The 21,065-nt window shown below is 58.8% G+C and carries 19 protein-coding genes, 1 tRNA gene and 1 pseudogene; 10 read left to right on the forward strand and 11 right to left on the reverse strand.

Annotation, left to right across the window (positions count from 1 at the left end; translation table 11 throughout):
- The first annotated feature begins 195 nt into the window (after window positions 1-195).
- A complete protein-coding gene (locus tag C9I57_RS05015; RefSeq protein ID WP_107149536.1) occupies window positions 196-474 on the forward strand; it encodes a hypothetical protein in 279 nt (92 codons plus the stop codon).
- A 272-nt stretch (window positions 475-746) separates the two neighbouring features.
- Here C9I57_RS05015 and C9I57_RS05020 read toward each other — a convergent pair whose 3' ends face one another.
- Entirely contained in the window at window positions 747-1,043 is a 297-nt protein-coding gene (locus C9I57_RS05020; RefSeq protein ID WP_107149537.1) for a hypothetical protein, read from the reverse strand.
- 252 nt (window positions 1,044-1,295) lie between these two features.
- Between C9I57_RS05020 and C9I57_RS05025 the strand changes: the two genes are divergently transcribed.
- The 3 genes from C9I57_RS05025 (at window position 1,296) to C9I57_RS05035 (ending at window position 2,951) form a co-directional block, all read left to right on the forward strand.
- Complete coding sequence (locus tag C9I57_RS05025; RefSeq protein ID WP_107149538.1) at window positions 1,296-2,021, forward strand: YdcF family protein; 726 nt, start codon at window positions 1,296-1,298, stop codon at window positions 2,019-2,021.
- A 208-nt stretch (window positions 2,022-2,229) separates the two neighbouring features.
- Window positions 2,230-2,472, forward strand: coding sequence for a hypothetical protein (locus tag C9I57_RS05030; RefSeq protein ID WP_107149539.1), 243 nt, complete (start codon window positions 2,230-2,232; stop codon window positions 2,470-2,472).
- Between the two features lie 221 nt (window positions 2,473-2,693).
- On the forward strand, window positions 2,694-2,951 hold the full coding sequence (locus tag C9I57_RS05035) for a hypothetical protein (protein WP_018438737.1): 258 nt from the start codon (window positions 2,694-2,696) through the stop codon (window positions 2,949-2,951).
- 556 nt (window positions 2,952-3,507) lie between these two features.
- On the opposite strand, the gene bamC is transcribed toward C9I57_RS05035, so the two are convergent.
- From bamC to C9I57_RS05050, 3 genes are all read right to left on the reverse strand, one after another.
- Window positions 3,508-4,737 carry an outer membrane protein assembly factor BamC gene (gene bamC / locus C9I57_RS05040; RefSeq protein WP_107149540.1) on the reverse strand — a complete coding sequence of 410 codons (1,230 nt, stop codon included), beginning with the start codon at window positions 4,735-4,737 and terminating at the stop codon, window positions 3,508-3,510.
- 186 nt (window positions 4,738-4,923) lie between these two features.
- On the reverse strand, window positions 4,924-5,160 hold the full coding sequence (locus C9I57_RS05045; protein WP_107149541.1) for a hypothetical protein: 237 nt from the start codon (window positions 5,158-5,160) through the stop codon (window positions 4,924-4,926).
- 166 nt (window positions 5,161-5,326) lie between these two features.
- Window positions 5,327-5,761, reverse strand: coding sequence for a hypothetical protein (locus tag C9I57_RS05050; RefSeq protein ID WP_181321727.1), 435 nt, complete (start codon window positions 5,759-5,761; stop codon window positions 5,327-5,329).
- Window positions 5,762-6,952: 1,191 nt separating this feature from the next.
- On the opposite strand from C9I57_RS05050, the gene C9I57_RS32630 reads away from it, so the two are divergent.
- Window positions 6,953-7,213 (forward strand): hypothetical protein, encoded by a 261-nt coding sequence (locus C9I57_RS32630; RefSeq protein WP_181321728.1) that lies wholly within the window; start codon window positions 6,953-6,955, stop codon window positions 7,211-7,213.
- Between the two features lie 22 nt (window positions 7,214-7,235).
- Window positions 7,236-8,047 (forward strand): annotated as a pseudogene (locus C9I57_RS05065) (PDDEXK nuclease domain-containing protein); the annotation flags it as partial.
- A gap of 518 nt (window positions 8,048-8,565) precedes the next feature.
- Here C9I57_RS05065 and C9I57_RS05070 read toward each other — a convergent pair.
- The gene (locus C9I57_RS05070) at window positions 8,566-9,570 is read right to left on the reverse strand and encodes a GTP pyrophosphokinase (protein ID WP_181321729.1); all 1,005 of its coding nucleotides are present in this window, start codon (window positions 9,568-9,570) and stop codon (window positions 8,566-8,568) included.
- A gap of 1,307 nt (window positions 9,571-10,877) precedes the next feature.
- On the opposite strand from C9I57_RS05070, the gene C9I57_RS05075 reads away from it, so the two are divergent.
- Together C9I57_RS05075 and C9I57_RS05080 are read left to right on the forward strand one after the other, a co-directional pair.
- Window positions 10,878-12,284 (forward strand): SIR2 family protein, encoded by a 1,407-nt coding sequence (locus tag C9I57_RS05075; RefSeq protein ID WP_258187505.1) that lies wholly within the window; start codon window positions 10,878-10,880, stop codon window positions 12,282-12,284.
- Window positions 12,285-12,293: 9 nt separating this feature from the next.
- The gene (locus tag C9I57_RS05080) at window positions 12,294-12,734 is read left to right on the forward strand and encodes a TIR domain-containing protein (RefSeq protein ID WP_107149544.1); all 441 of its coding nucleotides are present in this window, start codon (window positions 12,294-12,296) and stop codon (window positions 12,732-12,734) included.
- 592 nt (window positions 12,735-13,326) lie between these two features.
- On the opposite strand, the gene C9I57_RS05085 is transcribed toward C9I57_RS05080, so the two are convergent.
- Together C9I57_RS05085 and C9I57_RS05090 are read right to left on the reverse strand one after the other, a co-directional pair.
- Window positions 13,327-14,826 (reverse strand): Fic family protein, encoded by a 1,500-nt coding sequence (locus tag C9I57_RS05085; protein WP_107149545.1) that lies wholly within the window; start codon window positions 14,824-14,826, stop codon window positions 13,327-13,329.
- A gap of 359 nt (window positions 14,827-15,185) precedes the next feature.
- Window positions 15,186-16,856 carry a GAF domain-containing sensor histidine kinase gene (locus C9I57_RS05090; protein WP_258187506.1) on the reverse strand — a complete coding sequence of 557 codons (1,671 nt, stop codon included), beginning with the start codon at window positions 16,854-16,856 and terminating at the stop codon, window positions 15,186-15,188.
- Window positions 16,857-17,217: 361 nt separating this feature from the next.
- Between C9I57_RS05090 and C9I57_RS05095 the strand changes: the two genes are divergently transcribed.
- A complete protein-coding gene (locus tag C9I57_RS05095; protein ID WP_440130178.1) occupies window positions 17,218-17,517 on the forward strand; it encodes a type II toxin-antitoxin system RelE/ParE family toxin in 300 nt (99 codons plus the stop codon).
- A 5-nt stretch (window positions 17,518-17,522) separates the two neighbouring features.
- Window positions 17,523-17,822 carry an addiction module antidote protein gene (locus C9I57_RS05100; RefSeq protein ID WP_107149547.1) on the forward strand — a complete coding sequence of 100 codons (300 nt, stop codon included), beginning with the start codon at window positions 17,523-17,525 and terminating at the stop codon, window positions 17,820-17,822.
- Between the two features lie 17 nt (window positions 17,823-17,839).
- Here the strand turns inward: C9I57_RS05100 and C9I57_RS32635 are convergent.
- The 4 genes from C9I57_RS32635 to C9I57_RS05120 all read right to left on the reverse strand — a co-directional run bounded on the left by C9I57_RS32635 (window position 17,840) and on the right by C9I57_RS05120 (window position 20,915).
- Window positions 17,840-17,932, reverse strand: a tRNA-Leu gene (locus C9I57_RS32635).
- Between the two features lie 128 nt (window positions 17,933-18,060).
- The gene (locus C9I57_RS05110) at window positions 18,061-18,909 is read right to left on the reverse strand and encodes a sugar phosphate isomerase/epimerase family protein (RefSeq protein WP_107149548.1); all 849 of its coding nucleotides are present in this window, start codon (window positions 18,907-18,909) and stop codon (window positions 18,061-18,063) included.
- A 55-nt stretch (window positions 18,910-18,964) separates the two neighbouring features.
- Window positions 18,965-20,128 (reverse strand): dihydrodipicolinate synthase family protein, encoded by a 1,164-nt coding sequence (locus tag C9I57_RS05115; RefSeq protein ID WP_107149549.1) that lies wholly within the window; start codon window positions 20,126-20,128, stop codon window positions 18,965-18,967.
- 16 nt (window positions 20,129-20,144) lie between these two features.
- A complete protein-coding gene (locus tag C9I57_RS05120; protein ID WP_107149550.1) occupies window positions 20,145-20,915 on the reverse strand; it encodes a 3-ketoacyl-ACP reductase in 771 nt (256 codons plus the stop codon).
- Between the last annotated feature and the right edge of the window lie 150 nt (window positions 20,916-21,065).

A 21,065-nucleotide genomic window follows, 5' to 3' on the forward strand; every position in this document is an offset into this window, starting at 1 on the left:
TTCCACCCTCCAGCCTCATTCACTCGCATCGCCGCTGCCGGCAAGGTTCGCCGCCGGGCGGCAGGCGATGCGCGTTCGATCGCCGCCGTCCGGCGAAACATCCATTTACGAATCATTACAGCGGGGCGCGACGCGCCCGCGTAGGGTGGTTCCATTCAATCGAGCCGCAACGGCGGCTCTGCCTGGAGCGCCACTATGAAGCGAGCACCTTGGGTGGTTTTGGGTGCGATCGTTTCGTTCGTCGTCGCAGCGACCGCGCAGCCTGCGGCCGCCGCTGATCCGCAAGCAGCGGCGATTCGCAGCGCGTTGTCCAGCCAGCCGGGCGCAGGCGAGCGAAGTCACTCCGCGACCGACGTGCCCCGCGGCAACCTGCGCGGGGACATCGTCAACAACGCACGTTCGCACCCAGAGGCGACGCGCGGCGGCAACGAGCGGCCGCCCCCACCGATGAGACCCAGACAAAACGGGCATTGAGCGACCGCCGCGAACCGAGCGCGAAGGCCATTCGGCGTTTCACGGAGCAAGAAGCCGCAAACGCAGGGAACCGCTGCGCGGCTAGCCAGTCCGAGTAATTGCCATGACCACGGCGTGGCAGCAGAAATGCACCGGTAACGGCCCGTGCCCGCAAGGGTACGGGCTTTTTTTTCAGGCCGCGCGAAAACACCGAGGGCGATGAGCCAAGGCACGCCGACGAAGCGAACGCTCGCGCGAGCTTCGATCGACCGCCGAACGAGGTGCAAAGAGCGCTAGAGCGCCAATTCTGCCCGGCAAACGTAACCATCGGCCCGGTGCGCCGACCAGGCAACCGATCGCTCCTCGCGGGCAAGCCGGGCAAATTCCGCGCGACCCCGCTCGGTCAACACGGCGATATCCACCGGCGCATGAAAGCCAGCGCCGGGAGAAACGGTGCGCTGGCGCGCCGTTTCCATTAAACCGAGGCCGCGCAGATACTCGAAGACACCTGGGCGACGCGCCCATGGAACCTGACGATATTGAACACGACGCAGAGCCTCGAGTACCGCTTCGTTCGAATACATGGTCATCTCGACCCTTTCTTCATTCAAATACGGATATGATGCAGAACGGTCACGGGCGAGCCGTGGCCGAGCCGCCGCGTGAAGCGCCGGCAATGAATCGCGGCGGCAACCCTTCCCGCCTGTCGCCACCGTATTATCGCTAACTCGAGATTCGGAGCTGTCGCGGCCCCCCGCAATCGGACGCTGTCCGATGCGCCGCGACCGGCGCAGGTGCCGGCTCGCTCTTCTATCCAGAACCCATACGTTACCGCATCCGAATTGATCGTATTCACTTTATTCGCGCTTTTTTTCGCACTTTTTCTACTTTGGCGCCGTGCACGCACCGCGCTCGCCATTTCGGCAGCCGCCGTTTTCTGGCTGCTGGCGGCGGGCTGGCTCGCCAACCCGCTCCTCGATTGGGCGCAGCGCGGCGCACAAAACACGCCGCACGTCCGCTTCGGTCACGACACCGTCATCGTCATGCTCGGAACGGGCACCGAACACAATGATGAAGGCGTGCTCGTGCCGAAGCCCGACGCTCTCATTCGAATCGCAAAAACCGCAACGCTCTACGACGCCTGCAAACGCAGCGCGCCGAGTGCCGAATGCACGGTCATCGTCAGCGGCGGCAATCCCCAGCGACATGAGACCAGCGAGGCCGACAACTACGCGCCCTATCTGCTGCGCCTTCACGTCGCATCCAGCGATCTGCTGCTCGAAACGACGAGCCTCAACACCTATCAGAACGCCGAGCACGTGGCGCGAATTTTGCGCGGCAAACATTACGACTCGTTGATACTCGTCACATCCGCATATCAGATGCAGCGCGCCATGCTCGATTTCGATCGCTTCGGCCTCGCCCCGCAGCCCGTCGTTTCGAATGCACGCAAGAACAGGACGGGCGTTATTCCTCGCCTCGCCAATCTCGTCAATGCGAACATCGCTTTGCACGAGGTGATTGGCCGCGCGCAATTCCATGTCTATCGCGCGCTCGGCTGGTTCTAGAAGAATCGCGCGCTCGGATGAGTGCGGAAGACTGACCTATAGTGACGTGACGGGTAGCGGCAATCATATGTAACAGCACGTTACCAAACGTCGCTTTTGTCGCATATGAAAGCCCGGCAACGAAAGAGGCCCGATAGAATGCAGTGTCCCGCGGGACGGCAGCATCGGGCCATTACGACCGATCCACTTCATCGCACGGAGGCAAATAATGAACAAAGTGTCCCTGACTGTCTTGGTTTCCCTCTCGGTGCTGGCCGGCGCCGCGTACGCGCAAGAAGGCGGCGTGTCGGTAAGCACGGATCCGGCGAAGTCCGCCGAAGTCGAACAACGCGCGCAGGCACTGCAGCAACAACAGGAACAGCAGCCGGCGGAGGAGATGCCCGCGCACAAGACGATGCATCACGAGAAGGGCATGCGCCATCATCACAAGGCCGCGCCGAAATCCGAGTAAGGCGTTGAGGAGCGCGCTCATGCGCGCGCCGCCCATGCTTCGCATGGGATCGGAGTCAGCGTCGCAACGCGCACTCCTGTCACAGCGTCTTGAAAAAGGCCGAAACCGGCTCCGCCGGCTTCGGCTTTTTTATCGGCCTCTCGCCCCAAACCCCGTATGCTAAAGTCGCGCTCCGACGATTTCCCGCAATTCAACAAGCGCACTTCGGTGCGGAGGACCCAATGAGCAACATCCAGCTCGATATCGAATGGACCGAGGCAGCTTCTCGCAAGATCGAAAAGCTGATGCCGCGAGGCTCGCAAGACGCGTTTCTCGCGTTGCCGCCGATCGAATGCCTGCCGATGGAAGGCGACGTGCTCTTTTTGGGACCGGCGGGCAAGCAGCAGCCGTTCGTCGTAGTGGAGCGGCAATACCATCACGATGGCGATGCCGACTGGACCATCATCCTGATTCTCGATCTGCCGAACTCGGCGCATTGAGGAGTCGGTCTTCGAACGAGACCGTCCAATCGGCGCTTTTCGTTCGCTGTCAAAAAAAGACCCGCGTTCCTAAGAACGCGGGCGAAACCGTCGCCCTACGAGGATAGGCGACGGGGCCAGCGGGGCTCGTACGCGTCACGCGCGAGCCATGATCGTCGAAAGACCGGACCGCGAAATAGTTCGGAGTCCTTTCTAATCACCGGCCTTTTATCGTCTGAGCGCCCTCGCCGCATCAAGCCAGTCGAGCTCAGCCCTCCGCCCTCCCCCGTGTTTTGCTGGTTGGGGGCTGAGAGAGCAGCTTGTGTGCCAAGCCGTGTGCGGCATCCGAAACCGCTGATTCGCAAAGGAAAAAAGGCTGCGGCGCGTTGCGCGCGGATAGCGCCGTACGCGCGTGTTACGGCGTAACGTCACGTGACATCGCGAAGACACGGAGCGGTCGCAACGACCGTGAGGATCGCTGTTGCTGGTCCACGAACGGTGACCAAGAAAAAAAACCCGCCTATGCGGCGGGTCCGGGATGATCGAATCGGCGGCGGCGCGAAGCCGCCATCAGTCGTCAACGCAATTGGTCGACGAGGAGCGCCATGATCTGCTTCGCCGGCGCCGACGAATCGACAACGCCCTTGTCGTCCACGACTGCGACACGCGTCTGGTCCTGCGTAACCGCGCGAACGTTGACGCGGTAGACCTTCGCGACCTTTTCCTTGTGGCCGTGGAAGACTTGGCTCCAGAAGCCCTGCTCCTCCGAGCTCAGGTCCTTCGGGTCGACGTAACGAATGAAGTAGAGGCCACGCGTGCGGTCTCTGTCGTCGACGGTGAAATTGCTTCGATCGAGCGCAATACCGACACGCAGCCAGGCGTTGTCATAAGGCTCGGAAAGCGTCAGCTCCGTCAGCGCATCCTGAACATCCATCGCGGCGCCAGGCCCGCGACCCGATTGCGCCGATTGCGTCACGTTTTGCGCAGCGACGGCCGCGGCTTTCGCATCGCTTTTCGCGTTCCCGTTATCGGCGGCAACTTTGGTGGCCTCGGGGCTTGCAGCCGATTCGTTCGCCGCTTGCTGCCCGGCCGAGCCGCCGTGCGAATCGGCCAGCGCGAGCGCCGCCATGATCCGCTTCAGATACTCCATTTCGAGCGCCGGATCGTTGGGCTTCGGCGTCCACGTTGTCGAATCGTTGTGGACGCCCTCGAGCGCTTCGCCCATGCCCTTCTGGCTGACGAAGACATACGTGCCGCCGTTCGGGGCCGCTTCGAGGCGCGTGCGGTACTTGTTGCGCTCCGCCGCCACGTAGGAGTTGCCCATTGCCTTCGTGAGCGTATTGCGGATCAGGCCCTGGTTCACTTGCGGACGCGTTTCGTTCCAGTCGGTCTCCATCACATGCTTGTCGCGTTGATCCACGACGAGCAGGAAGCCCTGCTCCTGCCAGAAACGGCGCACCTGCGGCCAGACTTGATCGGGCGATTTGTTGTCGATAACGAGCCAGCTCTCGCTGCCGTCGCGCTGAAGATGCATGCCGGCAACAGGCGGGATGACGGCGTTTTCGGGCGGCGCCGCCTTTTGAACCTTCTGCAGCGAAGAAAGAGAGGCTTCCCCGCCTTGCGGAGGCAGCGAACGCTGATCGGACGTTTCCTCGAGCAGGTTCGGCGGCACGGCGAGCGAGGCCTGCTTCGACTTCGAATCGCTCTTGTAGTCGACCTGCGTGGGCGACGGCGAGCTGCAGCCAGCCACGAGGCCTCCGGCCAGAACGAGGGCTGCGAACCGCGAGGTAAAACGAAGATCAGTCATGTCGAGGGAATCCTTCCGCTTTCTTGCCACGGTCGCATCGCCGTGGATCAGCCGCGCATTTTACCGGTCCCGGGGACCCGTGTGCAAAATCGCGGGTTCCCCTATATTTCGCGACTGCCGCTTCCCTCGTTTTCTTCGCACTCCTGAGGACTGCAAGCCGATCCGCCGATGCGGTCGCGCTTGCGGTCAATGTCCGTGCGAGCCGTGCTCGAGAATTCGCGTGAGCGCGGCCGATTTCGCCGCCTCCTCGGCCTGCCGACGCGTGGAGAACGGCCCCTGCGTCAGATGAACGGCATGCCAGTCCGGCTCGTCGCCGGCATCGCCGAAAATCCTGAAGCGGGCCGTGAACCCTTGCGGCGCAGCAGGGATGACCTCGACGTCGACGGATACGCCTTCTATCCGGTGTCTCACGAAGCCGTCCATTTTTGCCTCCATCATGTGGGTGGCCGACGCGATGATGCTAGCACCGTGGGGCGGGCACGGTGTGTGATGCCGATGCTTCGATTGCCGCGTGCGCGTGTGGTTGCTCGAAGCGGTCCCGGACTGGGCAAGGCTGTTGCGCGCAAGCCTCCGATTGGCGTTGTTTGGGTTAGGGAGCGGACGAGGCGCCACCGGAGGACGCGGTTAGTTCCGGGGGATTGAACCAACGCATGGAGGTCAACGACTCGCCGTCGAAGAGGCATTCGGCCGCGGCGGGACGCTTTATTTTCTTGGGCTTCGCAGCGACAGTCGACGAGGTGGCGGTTGGCGCGGAAGCTGCGATGGGTGCACTCGCCGGGGTGGCCCCATTGGCCGCCGATGCCGCCGCAGGCGGTCCCTCGACCGTGCCCTCCACCACCACGCGCGAGCCGCGGATTCCCACGCCGACGTGCGATACCGAAAGCTCGTCGTTCGGCAAATTCCGAGCGACTGTCTCGCGCATTCGCGCCTCGCAAGCACTCGGATTCTTGTAGAGCGAGCAGCCAGCTATCAGAAACGGGGCGAGCAGCACGCAGCAGAACGATGCAATGGAAGGTTTCTTCATGAAGGGGTCGCGTTCTTGGGCGGCGGCCATTTTAACGTAGCCCGCGTAGGTGCATGATGGTCGCTCGACCGATGGTAGAATCGCGTCCACCCTGCCCGGGTGATGAAATTGGTAAACATAGCGGACTTAAAGCGTTTGAGTGCCCGGCCGGAAACGGTCGGTGTAGAACCCTTCAAATTCGGCGAACCCCCTGGCTCACATTCGTGCAACGCTTCGCGAGAGCGAAAGCGCGCGCGATCGTGCCGAGGCAACGCCGAGCCAAGCCCTTCGCACGCGGTTGTCGCCGCGCGCGTCGCGGAAGGTGTAGAGACTAGACGGGGGGCGCCTAATGCGGCGAGGCAGACGCGTGCTGTCTGCCGCAATGGCGAAGGCATAGTCCAGCGCACGAACGGCGATGACGCGACAGCGTGATCAAAGCCGGCATTGAAAGATGCAGTGTGACGAAAATCCGCCGCCGAAAGGCTTGCCGGTTCGAGTCCGGTCCCGGGCACCATAGGATGTTCCGGCTCATGCCGATTGTTCCGGAGAACCCCCCTAGATCAACGTCGTGCGGGGTTTTTGTTCTTTTTCGGACCGGCTTGGTTCTTCGACAGCCGGTGGTATAACGAACCGCGACATCCACCTTCGGCAATGATCGGTGAGTTTCTGCAGGCGCTTGCACTGCGAGTTTCTAGTCGTGCATCTCCGCCTCCTTGGAGATGAGCCGTTGCTAATGCCGATCAAAAGTCGCCGTCGAAATCGGCGAGCACCCTTATTTTCAGGATGCGTCTGCGTCGGACTCACTCGATCATACAGGCGTGCATGCCCCGTTGCGTGACAATCACCTTAGGTGACCGACCAACTGGCCCGGGCCCAAAAGCCGAATTTCTCGACTTGCGGGGCTTCTCCCCGCGCAACCTCAAATAGATGAGGGCTTTCGCCGAGGCGTGGCCGGACGGCACATTTGTGCAGCAAGCTGCTGCACAATTGCCGTGGTTCCCATTACGTTCAGCTCGGCTCCAGAGTCGATTGCCATCGTTGAGCCTAGCGGTGAAGCTGGCGAGCATGGGCAGGACGAATCCGAAACAGCGGAAAGGAATGACGAAATATGGAGGAATGCACGGCCTATCGGGCCGCGATGGGCGGGGCTCGATTTATGGACGCCTGCTCTCAACGCGCCTTCATGTACTATCAACAGTGTCGAGGCTACTGATGGCTAAGCATCCCGAAAAAGAATGTGTGGTAGTTATGTGGTCAGAGGAGAAGCAGGCGCTGATTTCATACACGATCGAAGTGGAACGCGTGCTGGCGGTCACTCAGCGTCTATTCCCGATGGAGCTTCCGCTTGCCGACTATAGCTACAACCTCGACGATGAGTTTGTGCGCCGATTCGGCGCGGCGACGCTGAATTTGCTGGCGGTCTCGAATCCTGACCTCAAGCCTCACCTCAAATTTACGCCAGCGGTGGATTAGCAGGCGCAATCCATGACGTCACCGGCTCGCACGGGATCTAAAGGCGGGTTTTCCCGACGTGCAAGGGTTTTTGCCACGCAATCTCAAGTACATGCGGGCGTCGCCCCAAGTATGGCCGACGCCCGCAATTGTGCAACAGGCCGTTGCACAATTGCCTTGGTCTCATATCGTGACCTTGCTGGACAAGCTCAACGAGCCGGGCGCACGCAATTGGTACGCCGCCCAATCGCTCGAGTACGGCTGGTCGCGCAACGTGCTTGCGATGCAGATCGATAATACCCACGCTTATTCGCGTGCCGGTGCCGTGATCACCAATTTTGATGCGCGATTGCCACCACCGCAATCCGATCTGGCACGCGAAGCATCGAAGTATCCGTACGTATTCAATTTCCTGGGCTGACGGAAGCTCAGGAGCGACATATCGAGACTGCGGTCACGTGTCACATTACGCGTTTTCTGCTGGGGCTGGGCGCGGGCTCCGCATTCGTTGGTCGCCAGTATCGACTCGTCGTCGGTGGCGACGAATTTTTCATCGACCTGCTGTTCTATTACTTGAAGCTGCGTAGCTACGCGGTCGTCGGATTGAAGGCGACGCCCTTCCGTCCTGAATACGCGGGCCAACTCAACTTTTATCTGTTGGCGGTCGACGCGGAACTGAAGGGGCCCGAGGATCAGCCAACGATCGGCTTGCTCTTATGTCGAAAGAAGAACCGGCTGGTCGCAGAATACGCTCTGCGCGGGCTGACCAATCCGATGGGCGTTGCGGAATACCAGCTTCTCCGTCAGGTTCCGGAGCCGCTCGAAGCGGGATTCCCGTCGATCGATCAGATCTAGGCGGAACTCGGCCCCGACCTGCCCGACGTCGAGTGAGGATGGCATAAAACACGCTCGGTACTAGGACCCGACGCGGCACCCGTGGCGTTTTCGCGAAGTTCCCCGCTAGCGACTAACCGATCGGATCGGGTCATCGGCACTCAGCCATTCGTTATCTTTGATTCTCGACGCACGTCCCCCTCCGCCCTCACCGCTTCGCTCTGTCTCATGGCAACGCCGGGTTTCGGGGTCAAGCGAGATGCGTCCGTACCAGTTCGCGGCCGCAAATCGGCCTTTGCTGGTGTTCAAGTGCCGCTGTTCCTGAGGCAGCTACAGATCGGTCTTCGGACATTCGCGCTTCGGCAACCCCGAATGTCCGGTCTCACTGCAGCGGATGCGTACTTTCGACCCGAAGCGGAAATCGCTTGATCTAAGAAGCCGACGTTCGGGAACGTCTGAGGTAACTGGCCGCTAAAGCAACGAAGCCGCGGGGGTAATCTGCAAGCACAGCTTGCAGGCAGTCCGTCTTGACCGTGAGGTTAGGCTTCTAGTGGGCGAAATTCCTTGGCGACTTTGAACACTCTCGATGCAATGCTGCGATCCCAGCCAAGCTGCAGCAAATAACCTGGACGGAGATGTGAGATGTGAGATTTAATGAGCAGCAATTCGCAGATGAATGCTGGGGAAACGTACCATTCATGTTGCTCGCCAGGACCTCCGCTTTGAAGATATTGCTCGGCGAAATATGCCTTGGCCCAAGATAATGCTCCCTCGAGAGCATTTTCGAGCTGAGAGAGCGTATTCAGTCGAGCATAACCGGCTAGCAGGACCAAGTCAGAAATTATATCCCGACTCGAATCATCTGGATGATTTGGATTATCAAAGCTAAACCCTACCTCAGCAGCGAAAGTGCATAGCTCAGAAACCACGATGGACTGTTCAACAAATTGGCTTAACGAGACATGGTCGATTCGAATATTTCGATCGCCCTTGGATAATTGATTATCGATCTGTTTACTCAGTTTTCCAGAGGCATCTCGAAGAGAAACAAACTCATCGTCTGCGAGCTCGAAAAGTGCCGAAAGACGGAATAGTTTTCGGCGAAGCGATGTTGGTACATCGTGTTCACGTTTGTATTGGAGTTTGTGCGAGATTGCAGCCCAAGCGTGTTGAAGCACGGTTCGCACTTGAATCTCGGCCCGCAATCCGGCAAGCCCAGCCCATTCTACAAGCTGCGCCCGGCTATCACTTAGACGCACGATGTAATGTGCTGAACGGTATCCGAACTCGGAATCTATAGGAGAATGCTCAACGGAATTGGTGCTATCTACGTCAAATTCGCTTTTTATTAATTCCCCAATAAGCGCTGCGTCATCTTGATAGTACGTAATGATCCGAAGACCAGTAAGGTCAGTAAGCTCCTCCAAAGGGTTCGTGTACGACTTTGATGACCGCACAATTTTCTCTCGAAAGCTGGTGGCGTCCTTGGTTCGAGCTTCTATGAGGTGGTAGCCAATGTCTTTTGCTTGCAATATGTCCGACATCAGCGACTCAATTTTCGTGGTAAGCCGAAAGTAGTCTGGCCGAACGCGCTCGTATTGAGCACACCATTCATTTACTGTGCTTCTATCTTTCTTTTTTATTGACATTTGAAGATTCGCGATCAGTACATCAATAGAAAAGTCATAACCGTTAATTGGCGGCCTTACAGCCAAGCCTACACGTATTCGAGCGGACACCAATGAAGAGAGGAAATTCGCAGATTTATAAGGGGTTTGTCTTGAAATTTTTTAAAATTCATGCGACCGGCTTTTTCTCTGCGCTGGCTACTGCCAGATTTGATTTCGCTTTCGGTTGGAAAGCGAGACGAGACATTAGGATGTGGAACCCCAAGCTCTTGTAGCCAAGCCCTCATTTGAATATCAAGCGGCCAGACCGCCGTCCAAAGTATACCCATACTGTTTTTGCTCCACGCGACCGTTCCAAATGATTGTCGACGATTTTGGGCTAGATGTCGAACGGCCTCTCCTGGCGGAATCCTGCCGGATGCGGCTGTCGGTGGTCGATCCGTTGCTGCCGGTCGCCATGTTGCGACCTGTGCGGCGCATTTCGGATGTACACAGCCATTCGCGAAGTGAATTTGCTGGCGCCCCTTAGCCATTGCCGTCATTCGAGTACCAGTTTCGATAAGGCAGCCGCACCGCCTTCTGCGCGGGTATTCACCGATCAATGCCATGCGCATATCACGCTGTACCAACTGGTCGGCGAGCATAGTTATTGAATGTTTACTATACCACTGCCACGCAATTGACGACCGCCTAGCCGCCGTCGAAATGCCCGTGCGAGATTTGATCAGCGGCGATCTTGCGGAGTGTGGCAGTCACGATGGCGCGTCGGCAGCGAAAGGTCGAGCATGTCGGGACTCACAGTTGCAGCCAAACTTACAATCTCCGCGAGCTTAGGATGGGCCCCGTTTGGCTGGTCCGCGTATAGCTTTGCAAGCTCTGCGACCAGTGCACCATTGGCTCGCACTTTCTCGGCTTGAGATCTACGGGTCGACTACGGTCGACTGCATTGGGCAGCGGCCAGCACCGGACATCTACCGCCTTTGACCGGGCGTCCGCTTCGCTTCGCAAAACGGTCCGCCACGTTAATCGGAGAGCGCGCCATTTCAGAGCGCCCTGCGTGCCCATCGGGGGGCGGGCGCTGCCATTTTTCAATCGACAAGTGTTACACTTGCTTTCGATTCGGAAAGCGCAAATATTTCTGATTTCGCAGTGAGCGGGACCTCGACCTTGGCCAAGCGAAGCAACGAACAGGGGAACATGTGCATAGAGACCAAATAAAGCTCGTGGAGGCCCTTTCCAAAGAGCTGGAAGAAGGAAACCTCGCAATATTCGCTGGTGCGGGATTTTCGCGCGGGGCCGGATACGTTGATTGGAAAACTTTGCTAAAGCCGATTGCAGACGATCTCGATCTTGATGTGGAAAAAGAATGGGATCTTGTCACATTGGCGCAGTACCACACAAACATCAATCACGCAAATCGAGCAAAGCTCAACCAGCTTCTAGTGACGGAATTCTCTACGGATCTCGCACCTACGGAGAATCACCGCATTCTTGCTAGGCTGCCGATTTACACGTTCTGGACAACAAATTACGACAAGCTGATCGAATCGTCTCTTGAGTCAAATGGAAAAATTGCTGACGTCAAGTACACGGTCAAGCAGCTGGCGACGACGCGTCGCCACCGAGACGCCATCGTCTACAAAATGCACGGTGATGCCGACCACGCATCGGAAGCTGTGCTGATTCGCGATGACTACGAGCGCTACCACCTGGCAATGCAACCGTTCATTACAGCACTGAGCGGCGACCTGGTGTCAAAGACCTTCCTGTTCTTGGGGTTCAGTTTTACTGACCCGAATCTTGAATACATCCTCAGCCGTGTCCGCATTCAGTATGGAAAGGACCAGCGGCAGCATCATTGCATTCTGCGGCGTGTAAGCCAAGATGCGGGCGAAAGCAAGGCCGACTTCGAGTATAGGCAGCGGAAAGAGAAGCTGTTCGAAGGGGAACTGTTGCGCGTTGGTATCAAGACGACCTACGTTGACGAGTACGCAGAGATAACAACTATCCTGAAAGCTGTTGAGGACAAGCACAAGCGGCGAACGATTTTTATCTCGGGTGCCGCGCACGATTACTCGCCGTGGAGCCAGGCCGAGGCTGAGAAGTTTGTGTACAACCTGAGTCGCGAAATCAGCAAGGCAGACTTCCGGGTCATCTCGGGGTTTGGTCTAGGTGTCGGCAGCGCGGTCATCACGGGCGTCCTCGAGCAGACCATCATGAACGGAGGGCGCCTCGATAGCGAGCAGTTGGTTCTACGACCGTTTCCCCAGACTCAGTCCGGAACTCGGCCGCTCCGAGAACTGTGGCGAGAGTATCGCCATACGATGATTGACCACGCGGGCATCGCTATCTTCCTATTCGGGAACAAGTTGCAAGGCGATACCGTTGTCGAATCGAACGGAATGCGCGAGGAATTCGACATTGCTCGCGAGAAAGGTGTCTTCGTCATCCCTGTCGGCATTACCGGCTCAATAACCCGCAAGATTTGGGAAGAGGTGCTGGCAGGTTTTGATCCAACCAAGCACCAGAACGGAGCTCAAATATTGCCGCTCCTGAAGGCCCTTGGCGACGATAAAACGGATTTCGATGCCGCCATGGGAATTGTGTTGACACTTCTGAAAATTATCTAGGGACAGAAAATGGCAAGAAAAGTCTTCTTCAGCTTCAAGTATGATGACGTCCAGCGTGCCATGAATGTGCGCAATAGCAATGTCATCACAGGCGCAATCAAGTCGGGGTTTATCGATAAGGCTGACTTCGAAGAGGTCGAGCGCAAGGGCGACAATGCCATCAGAGCATGGATTGACAAGCAGCTCGAAGGCACGACAGTCACGGTCGTGCTGGTCGGTGCGAATACGAACAAGAGCCGATGGGTTAAGTACGAGATCGACCAGAGTATCGCTCGAGGAAATGGCATCCTGACCATCGATATCAGCAAGATCAAGGATATGGGCGGGAACACCACTGAGTGTTGCAGCCTGCGAGTCAAGGGGTACAACCACTACCTGTGGAACAACGGCAACGGTAGGGATAACCTCGGCAAGTGGGTGGAGGACGCAGCTGTAGCCGCCGGCAAATAGTTGGCATTTGCGCTCGGGTCGCGGGTTTTCGCGGCTCGCGTCACTTTGGTCGGTCGGAGACATATGGACTCACTGAATTCGACGGCGGCGTTCTTTTTTGTCTGCGGGATTGCACCGCATGCGATAGGGGCCACCCTATTGAGTTCAGGAGCCGGGTAAGCGCAAGACTGAATCGCGACGCTGGGGAGCGTGACATTGGAGGGGCTGCGACGCAACACATCACCCGCTTGCCGATCGGACTAGAGCCGGTTTCGCGTTCGTCGCTCGTCAGCCAGGTAACAAGCCTACGTCCGGTGGTATTCCTGGTGGTATCTCGGCCCTGAGAGTCCGCCCCAACCCGCTCCCACAAAGCGATAGCAAGTACTTTGCATTCCGGTCACGGCACCATCGGAGGTTCCGGCGCGTGCCAGTGACGGCGGCGCCGCTGCTCCGCTCGTGCGTCACCCGAAGGTCAGGATGATATGAAGCAACACGACGCTGCCGCGAAGCCTCGAAATTTTGTTGCCGCACGCGCGTTGACTCGAAAAAGTCTTCGTCCGCTCGAAAAGCTCGTTCAGCTTTCCCAATCTTCGCCGGGATATTCGAAATATTGTTATTCGCCGGACTCACCATCGCTCGGCTGTCCCTCGCCGGGCTGAAACGCCGCGGTGACCAACTCTTCGATTCGGTCGATGACAGCGGACGGGAGGTAGTAGAACTGCTTGCGCTTTCCGGCCGACAGCTTCCCTTGATTCGAGTGGATCATCCGGATAAGCGCTGACAGGTCACTGCGGGGAATATCGAATTCCGCTTCTACTTGCTGAAAGGCGCGATCGTATCCGCGCAGCCAGGCGAGCTCGCGCGGTATCTCGTCTTCCACGGCGCGTTGGATCATGTTGTGCAGAAACGAGACCTCGCGGCTCAGCTCCATAAAACGATAGGCTCGACCGGGCGCGGCGCGCGTCACAATCGGTTCGGTCTCACCACGCACGTACTCCCAGAGCTGGGTCACGGGTCGAGAGAAATCCGTCAATACGCTCAGGTAGTCCGGGATGTTTTTAAGAATGACGGCCGACACGGGCACGACAGCTCCATTGGGCAGCGTCGCGCTATGCGTGAGGACGTGATGGATCAGGAAGCGGTGAAGGCGGCCGTTACCGTCCATGAACGGGTGCAGGTAGACAAATCCGAACGCCGAGCAGGCTGCCTTGACGAGCGCATCGGTACAACGCTGGCTGTCATTGGTGAATGCTTCCCAGCCTGCCATCGCCCGTTGAAGCTCGTCAGGCGCAGGCGGGAAGAAGGTGACACGGCCTGATGCATCTTCGAGCCAGTTCTGCCTGGCCCGGTAGGAGGCTTCGCGGCTGAACGCGTCGCGCACGACCACATTCTGAAGGCTAACCAGCCAGTCCTCGCTCACAGCCGTGGTTTCGCCGGCCCGGCGAAGTAGCTGGACAAATCTCTCCTGCCTGTCCGAACTGGGCCGCTCGTTCTCGATGGCAAAGCTGCTCCGCGTTTCCGACAGATACAGGTAGCTGACCGCGCGCTCATATAGGGAGGAGTCTGTTACGGCGGCGAGTGTGCGCCGGGCTTGGTCGAGCAGATCCGTCAGGCTCGGAGCCAGCGGCACCGACGAGCGTAGGACTGTCGGACAAAAGTCAGTGGTCCCGAGCGCGTTATCGCGAACCCGATACTTGCGATTGTGGCGGGGATTGGCCGCGGTCACATACTTGTCGCTCGGAAAAAGTTCGACGTAGCCGCCAGTCGGAGTCGCTTCGATGGGAAGCGTCTGCCCGGTCAGCCACTCCCACAGGAAGCATGCGCGCCGAATATGCGCGCCAGTAGGCGCGGCGTTGAGCCGCCCTATCAGGTCCTGCGGCAGAAGGTGTTCGTAGACGGCATCAATGACCTCAAGGTTGACGCCCTCATGCCTGAGCGCAAACTCGAGGTGACCGAGTATGGAATCTTCGATCGCCACACCGCGTGGAAACAAGACCTGGGTCGGCGTGTCGACCCGTCGGTTGACTGAGGCGCTGATGGCCGCCGGGGTGCGCAATGGACGCACGCGCAGCGCGAGCTGCTCGACAAGACGGGCGTAGCCGATTGTGGCCATCGACACTCGAAATTTTTTTACGGGAATCGAAATTTTATACTAGACGCGCATTTTCAGCCCATTTTATCGAAAAATCTTAACGAGAACCTACGTAGCCGACAGTCAAGCATCGTATTCGCAGCTCACTGCCCCCTTTGCCCACCGCTCGCAGATTGCACCAACCTTGCACCAATCTCACGCGAGCGCACTGCCCTCCCCTTCCTTATTGTTCGGCTCGCACTCCGTGTCGAACAGCTGGCAATGCATCGAACCTTTGTATGCCGTCCGTCGATGTCCGAAAGGCAAGCCGAGCGGACGACTCGTTGCCGCGAGTCTGTGGGAATCTGCGGACGTCAGGATCTGTTTCGACGCCCGGGTTGCTAGGGGCACCGTGGTTGCCGCGAGTCATTCTCGCTTTCATTGCTCAGCACCCCTTCCTGAGCCGTGCTCGGCCGAAATGCGCCGTCTCCATCGCCGGGCACGGTGAACTGAAAAACAGCGCCGCGAGGCACGTTCGCGCTCAGCCGTAGCATTCCCCCGTGCGATTCCACAATCGAACGACAGATGGACAGACCCATGCCCATTCCCCCAGCCTTCGTCGTATAGAACGGCTCGAAGAGGTGCTCGGCGTTTTCGGGGCGGACACCCGGCCCCGAATCGCGCACCGTAACAAGGACTGCATTCGACTCATCCCTGCCGGTGCTGATCGTCAGTTCTCGCGGTCCGTCATCAACCACGCTCATCGCGTCGATGGCGTTGATGACTAGATTCAGCATCACCTGTTGGAGCTGCACTCGGTCGCCTTGAACGAGCGGTAGGTCCTCCGCAAGCTCCATCCGCACAGAAACGCTGTTTTTCTCGGCCTCAGCGCGTGTCAGGGTAATGACCTCGCGAATCGCCTCGTTGATCTGCAACCACTCCTTATCCGTCGGGGCGTTCCTGACGAGCCCACGAATGCGGTTCATCACTTCACTCGCCCGCCTTGCGTCTTTGGTGATACGTTCGAACGCCTGCCGAACCTCCTCCAGATTCGGCGACGGTGCTCTCAGCCAGCGTAGACCCGCCTCGGCGTTGGTGGCGCACGCGCCGATCGGTTGCCTGATTTCATGGCTGATCGAGGCCGTGAGCTGCCCCATGGTCATCACGCGGTTTGCGTGCGCCAGCGCGCTCTGGATCTCGCGGTAGCGGCGCTCGCTTTCACGTGCTTCGGCCTCGGCGCGCTTGCGCTCGGTCAAATCGAGCACGAAAGAGACACCTTGGTCCCCGCCATCTTCGAAGCTCGCCGCGCCGATCAGCACGGGCACCCGGCTGCCGTCTTTCCGAAAATACTCCTTCTCGAACGGTTGCAAGTGGCCGGTTTCCTTGAATACTGGCACCCATTGTTGGATGTCGCGGTCGAGCCATTCCGGCGGCGTCAGGTCTGTCCAGCGGACGCGACCCGAGATGAGGTCTTCACGCTCGTAGCCCACGATGCGAAGAAACGCGTCATTGGCTTCGATGATCCGGCCTTCGAGCTCCCAGATGAAGATCCCAATAAGGTCAGCGTCGAATAGGTGCCGGATCTTCGCGTCGCGCTCCTCGAGTTGCTTGTTCAGCGTTGCGAACGTTCTCAAGTCATCCTGCAACACGTCCCGCCACATGAGTAGAAGTCTGAGGAAAGTCTCGCTGTAACTGTTCTTTTTGCTGTCGAGAACGCAGATCGTTCCGAAGATCTCGCCGTTTGGCCAACTGATTGGAACACCCAAGTAAGAAATCATTCCAAGTTTGATATCAGGGTTCGATTTCCAGTCTTCGTCCTGGAGAGCGTCAGGGACGAGCAGCGGTTGACAGGTCTTCATCACGGTCTCGCAATAAAGGCCCGTGTTCAAAGCCGCGGTTTCGTCCGGCTCGTAAGGATTCCCCGTGGACTCGCTGGATACGAAGACTTTGATGTTCGGAGGCTCCACTTGCATGATCAAGGCGGAAGGAACGCGCATGATTTCGGCGAGTAGATTGACGATCTCTTGCCACTTTCTGACGGTCTCGGGGGGTACTTCGGCAAAGTGTGACATGGTCGCTATTGCGCTGAAGAACGATTGATCTCGTCGGATCATTCTTGCGATAGGTGAAGAGGCGCCGTTGCGCGTCCAGCACCCTCAGAGCTATGACCCAGGGCGGCTCCTCCCCAATGAGAGCTCCTATCTCACCTCAAATGGTAGACCTTGTTCGGTTCGATTTCGACGCGACCAAACCAGAGGCGATCGAGCATCAACTCGCGCACGCAGCCGATAGGCTTCGCTCAGTGCCGAAAAGCGGGACCGCAGCGCTTCATCAACAGTCGAACGACTCGCCGTCGCGCGGCTTTCCCTCGCCGGGCTGAAACGCTGTGAACCATAGTTGACGAAACCGTAGCCTATGGTTCACAATGCGGGGATGCTGAACATCCGCACGACCGAAGTATTCGACACATGGTTCGACGGCCTGCGCGACCGCATCGCAAAGCGCCGTATCCAGGCCCGAATCGATCGACTCGCGATGGGAAATCCGGGCGATTGGAAGTCAGCAGGTTCACCGATTATTGAGATGCGCATCGATCACGGCCCAGGCTATCGGGTCTATTACGTACAAAGCGGATCTGTACTGATCATCCTGTTATCGGGTGGTGATAAATCAACCCAAGATGGCGATATCCGCGCGGCTCACAAGCTGCTCAGGCAGCTTGATATGGAGTAAGCGACATGAGCAAAATCAAGACTCGGCCGTGGGATTCGGCCGAACACCTGAAAACGGAAGATGACATCGCCGAATATTTTGAAGCCTGTCTTCAAGAGGGTGGCGACGATCCCGCGTTCATCGCCCATGCGCTCGGCGTGATTGCGCGCGCGCGCGGTATGTCCGAAGTTGCTCGTGACGCCGGCGTCAGCCGCGAAGGGCTCTACAAGGCACTGTCGGGTGAAGGCAATCCAAGCTTCGATACCATCCTCAAGGTAATCAGGGCACTCGGGCTGCAATTGCATGCCTCGAAAGCACACGCCTGAACCGCGGAAAGCCTCGTTGGCGCCCGGCTGGGATTGAACCAGCGACCGCCCTTCTGGGAAAAGGCGCGCACTTACACAAGCCCCGAAATCACCGTTCGCGCAACGACGTCGTGGCGGTAGACACCGTCATCGACGACCGGCTCAGCGCAGGCGATGGCCGCATACGGTTTTCGCGAGCAGCTTGGCATTCAGCGAAATCGTCGAACCGTACGAGCAAGCTTCGACCGATATCTGACTTTCAACAGACGCTTTGCAGCCGATCGGCGCAACATTTCAGAACCTCATCCGGCGGCGCTTTCCACCAGACGTCTTTAGAGAAGATCTCGACCTCGGTCATGTCGCTGTATCCCGCCGTTTGAACCAGCCGTCTGGTCTCCCTCAGATCGATCACGCCGTCCCCCATCATTCCGCGATCGAGAAGCATGTCCGTGGTCGGCGTCAGCCAGTCAGACACGTGATATGCGGCGATCCGTGCCTCGCTCCCGGCCGCGGAAACCGACTCTGCGAGCTGTGGGTCCCACCAGCAGTGGTAGACATCGACCGCAATGCCAAGAGACTCGTTGTTCGGATCCAGTTGCCGACAGAGGGCCAGCGCCTGTCCGACCGTGTTGATCACCGAACGCTCAGCTGCGTACATGGGATGAAGCGGTTCAACCGCAAGTCGTACGCCAACCTTCGTGGCCTCGGCCATCAACGCGGCGATTCCATCAGAGACCATTTCGCGAGCCGCAGACAGGTTTCGACTACCCGCAGGCAGCCCTCCCACAACCATCACGAAGCATTGCGCGCCCAGTTCGGCCGCGTCATTGATCGCGCGAATGTTCGACTGGACGTTTGCCGCTCGCTCCTCGGCCGACGGTGCCGGGAAATAAGTCGAACGGCAATAGCCCGTCACCTTGAGTTCGAGGGCGCGAATCTGCCGGGCAATCTGCGAGACACCCGCAGCCTCCACTTCGTGTCGCCATGGGGCGATGCCACCAAACCCCGCTCTCGCAATGCGGTCGATCGTCATGTGCAACGGCTCACGATGCCCCAGCGTTGCCGTGTTGATCGCGCAACGGTCCAGCTTTCCCTGTAAAGTGTCCATTTCTGCCTCAACCAGTTACTCAGTTCCCGTGGCGCCGCGAAGCGCACGTTCGCCTCTACGCAGAGCAGCCGAGCGTAGCCATCAGCCCTTGCATTCGCGCAACCGCCAGTTCAGGATCCCGCAGCAGATTGGCCTGGTCGGCCAGGCGAAAGACATCCGCCAGGTAGACGGGAGGCCTCATGCCCTGATGTCCCCCCAACATGAAGAAGTGAGGTTGGAAGCCGTTCAGATAGGCGAGAAGCACGACCCCCGTCTTGTAGTACTGGGTCGGCGCGCGGAAGATGTGTCGCGACAACGGAACCGTCGGTGCGAGCAGTTGGTCGTAGCGCGTCACATCACCTGCTGCCAGCGCGCCAAGTGCCTGCGATGCAGCCGGGGCGATCGCGTCGAAAATGCCGAGGAGAGCGTGTGAGTAACCGACCTCGTCGCCAGCAATGAGCTCGGGATAATTGAAGTCGTCGCCCGTGTACATCTTCACGGATGCTGGAAGGCGACGGCGGAATTCGATCTCTTTTGCGTCGTCCAGCAGCGATATCTTGATTCCGTCCACCTTTGCCTCGTTCGAGGCGATGATTTCGAGACACACGTTTGCTGCGCTTTCGAAGTCGGAGTGGCCCCAATAGCCAGCCAGTTCGGGATCGAATGCTTCGCCGAGCCAGTGAAGGATGACCGGCTTGTCACAGGCCGACAACACTTCCCGATAGACACGGATATAGTCGCCCGCGTCATGCGCCGCACGCGCAAGCGCGCGGCTCGCCATCAGGATGATCCGACCACCGGCGCGCTGGACGCTATCGATCTGCATCAGATAGGCCTTGATCACATCGTCGCACGAACGCGCGTCGCTGACGGGCAGATGATCGGTGCCGCAACCGGATGCGACCAGCGCCCCAGGGATGTCGCGCGTTTCATTCAGTGTGCGGACAATCAGTTCTTTCGCCGATTCCCAGGACAGCCCCATGCCGCGTTGCGCCGTGTCCATCGCCTCCGCGATGCCGAGACCTTGCTCGAGAAGGTAGCGCCGATATTCGATGGTCCGCTCCCAGTCGATCGCGCAAGCCTGCCCGAGTTCGCCGCTGCGAAGCGGGTCCGCCACGACGTGCGCAGCCGAGTATGCGATGCGGTTGAATGGCGCTGCCGGCTTCACGACTTCCAGCGGCGTGCCAGTCAGACGGTAGTCAACAAGCGCGCCGTCCAGCGTGGGAAGTTTGATTTGCATGACTCGACTCTCGAAGTCAGTATTTGGAAACGAGGAGACCGCCATCGACGCGGATCGCCTGGCCAACGCTGAACGGCAAGCCACCCGTTGCAAGCGTGCGTACCGCGACCGCGACTTCTCTTGGCGTGCCCCATCGTTTGATGGCGGTCAGCCCGTTTTCCATGAGCGCGTCGTAGCGGGCTTTGGACGGAGCGGTCATTTCCGTTTCGATCAGGCCCGGCTGTACCTCGAATACGCCGATGCCTAGCTCGGCGAGTCTCAACGAGAACAGCGTGGTTGCCATCGAAAGGCCTGCCTTTGAAACGCAGTACTCGCCGCGTTGAGGCGACGCCGCAACGGCGTTGGATGACGTGATCGTAATGATCGAGCGACTGACACCGCCCTGCTGCGCTTTGGCAACCCGGCGGCCGAACGCCTGCATCAGAAAGAACGTGCCGCGGGTGTTGATGTTGAGGCAGCGGTCATAGCTCTCAGGTGTAACGTCGAGCAGATCGCCACGCGACATGACGGAAACACCGGCGTTATTGACGAGACAGGTAACGGCGCCGAGCGAATCCTCGACCGTCTGGAGCAGCGCGTCGTGTTGTGCGATGTCCGCGAGGTTAGATGTCAGCGCTAAACATCCGACGCCGGCGCGCTCGATGTCGGAGCGCGTGGCTTCGAGCTCGTCCGAAGGTTCGACGTCGGTGATTGCGACGTCGAACCCAGCATCTGCTAACTCGAGCGCGATCGCTCGACCTATTCCGCGGCGCGATCCCGTGACCAGCGCGACCTGGCGTTGCTTCATGTCTCTCTCCTGCATTGGCATCTGGTACCTGACGCGCTACTCATTTCGTCGCCGCGCGACCGAAATCCATAAGTAACGATCCGGTTCGTTATTTAACACTCGACACTGCATGATGTCAAAGAAGGGTTTTCCCTCACCGAAGCGGAAGAC

This window comes from Trinickia symbiotica (genome assembly GCF_003028655.1).
GTDB lineage: Bacteria > Pseudomonadota > Gammaproteobacteria > Burkholderiales > Burkholderiaceae > Trinickia > Trinickia symbiotica_A.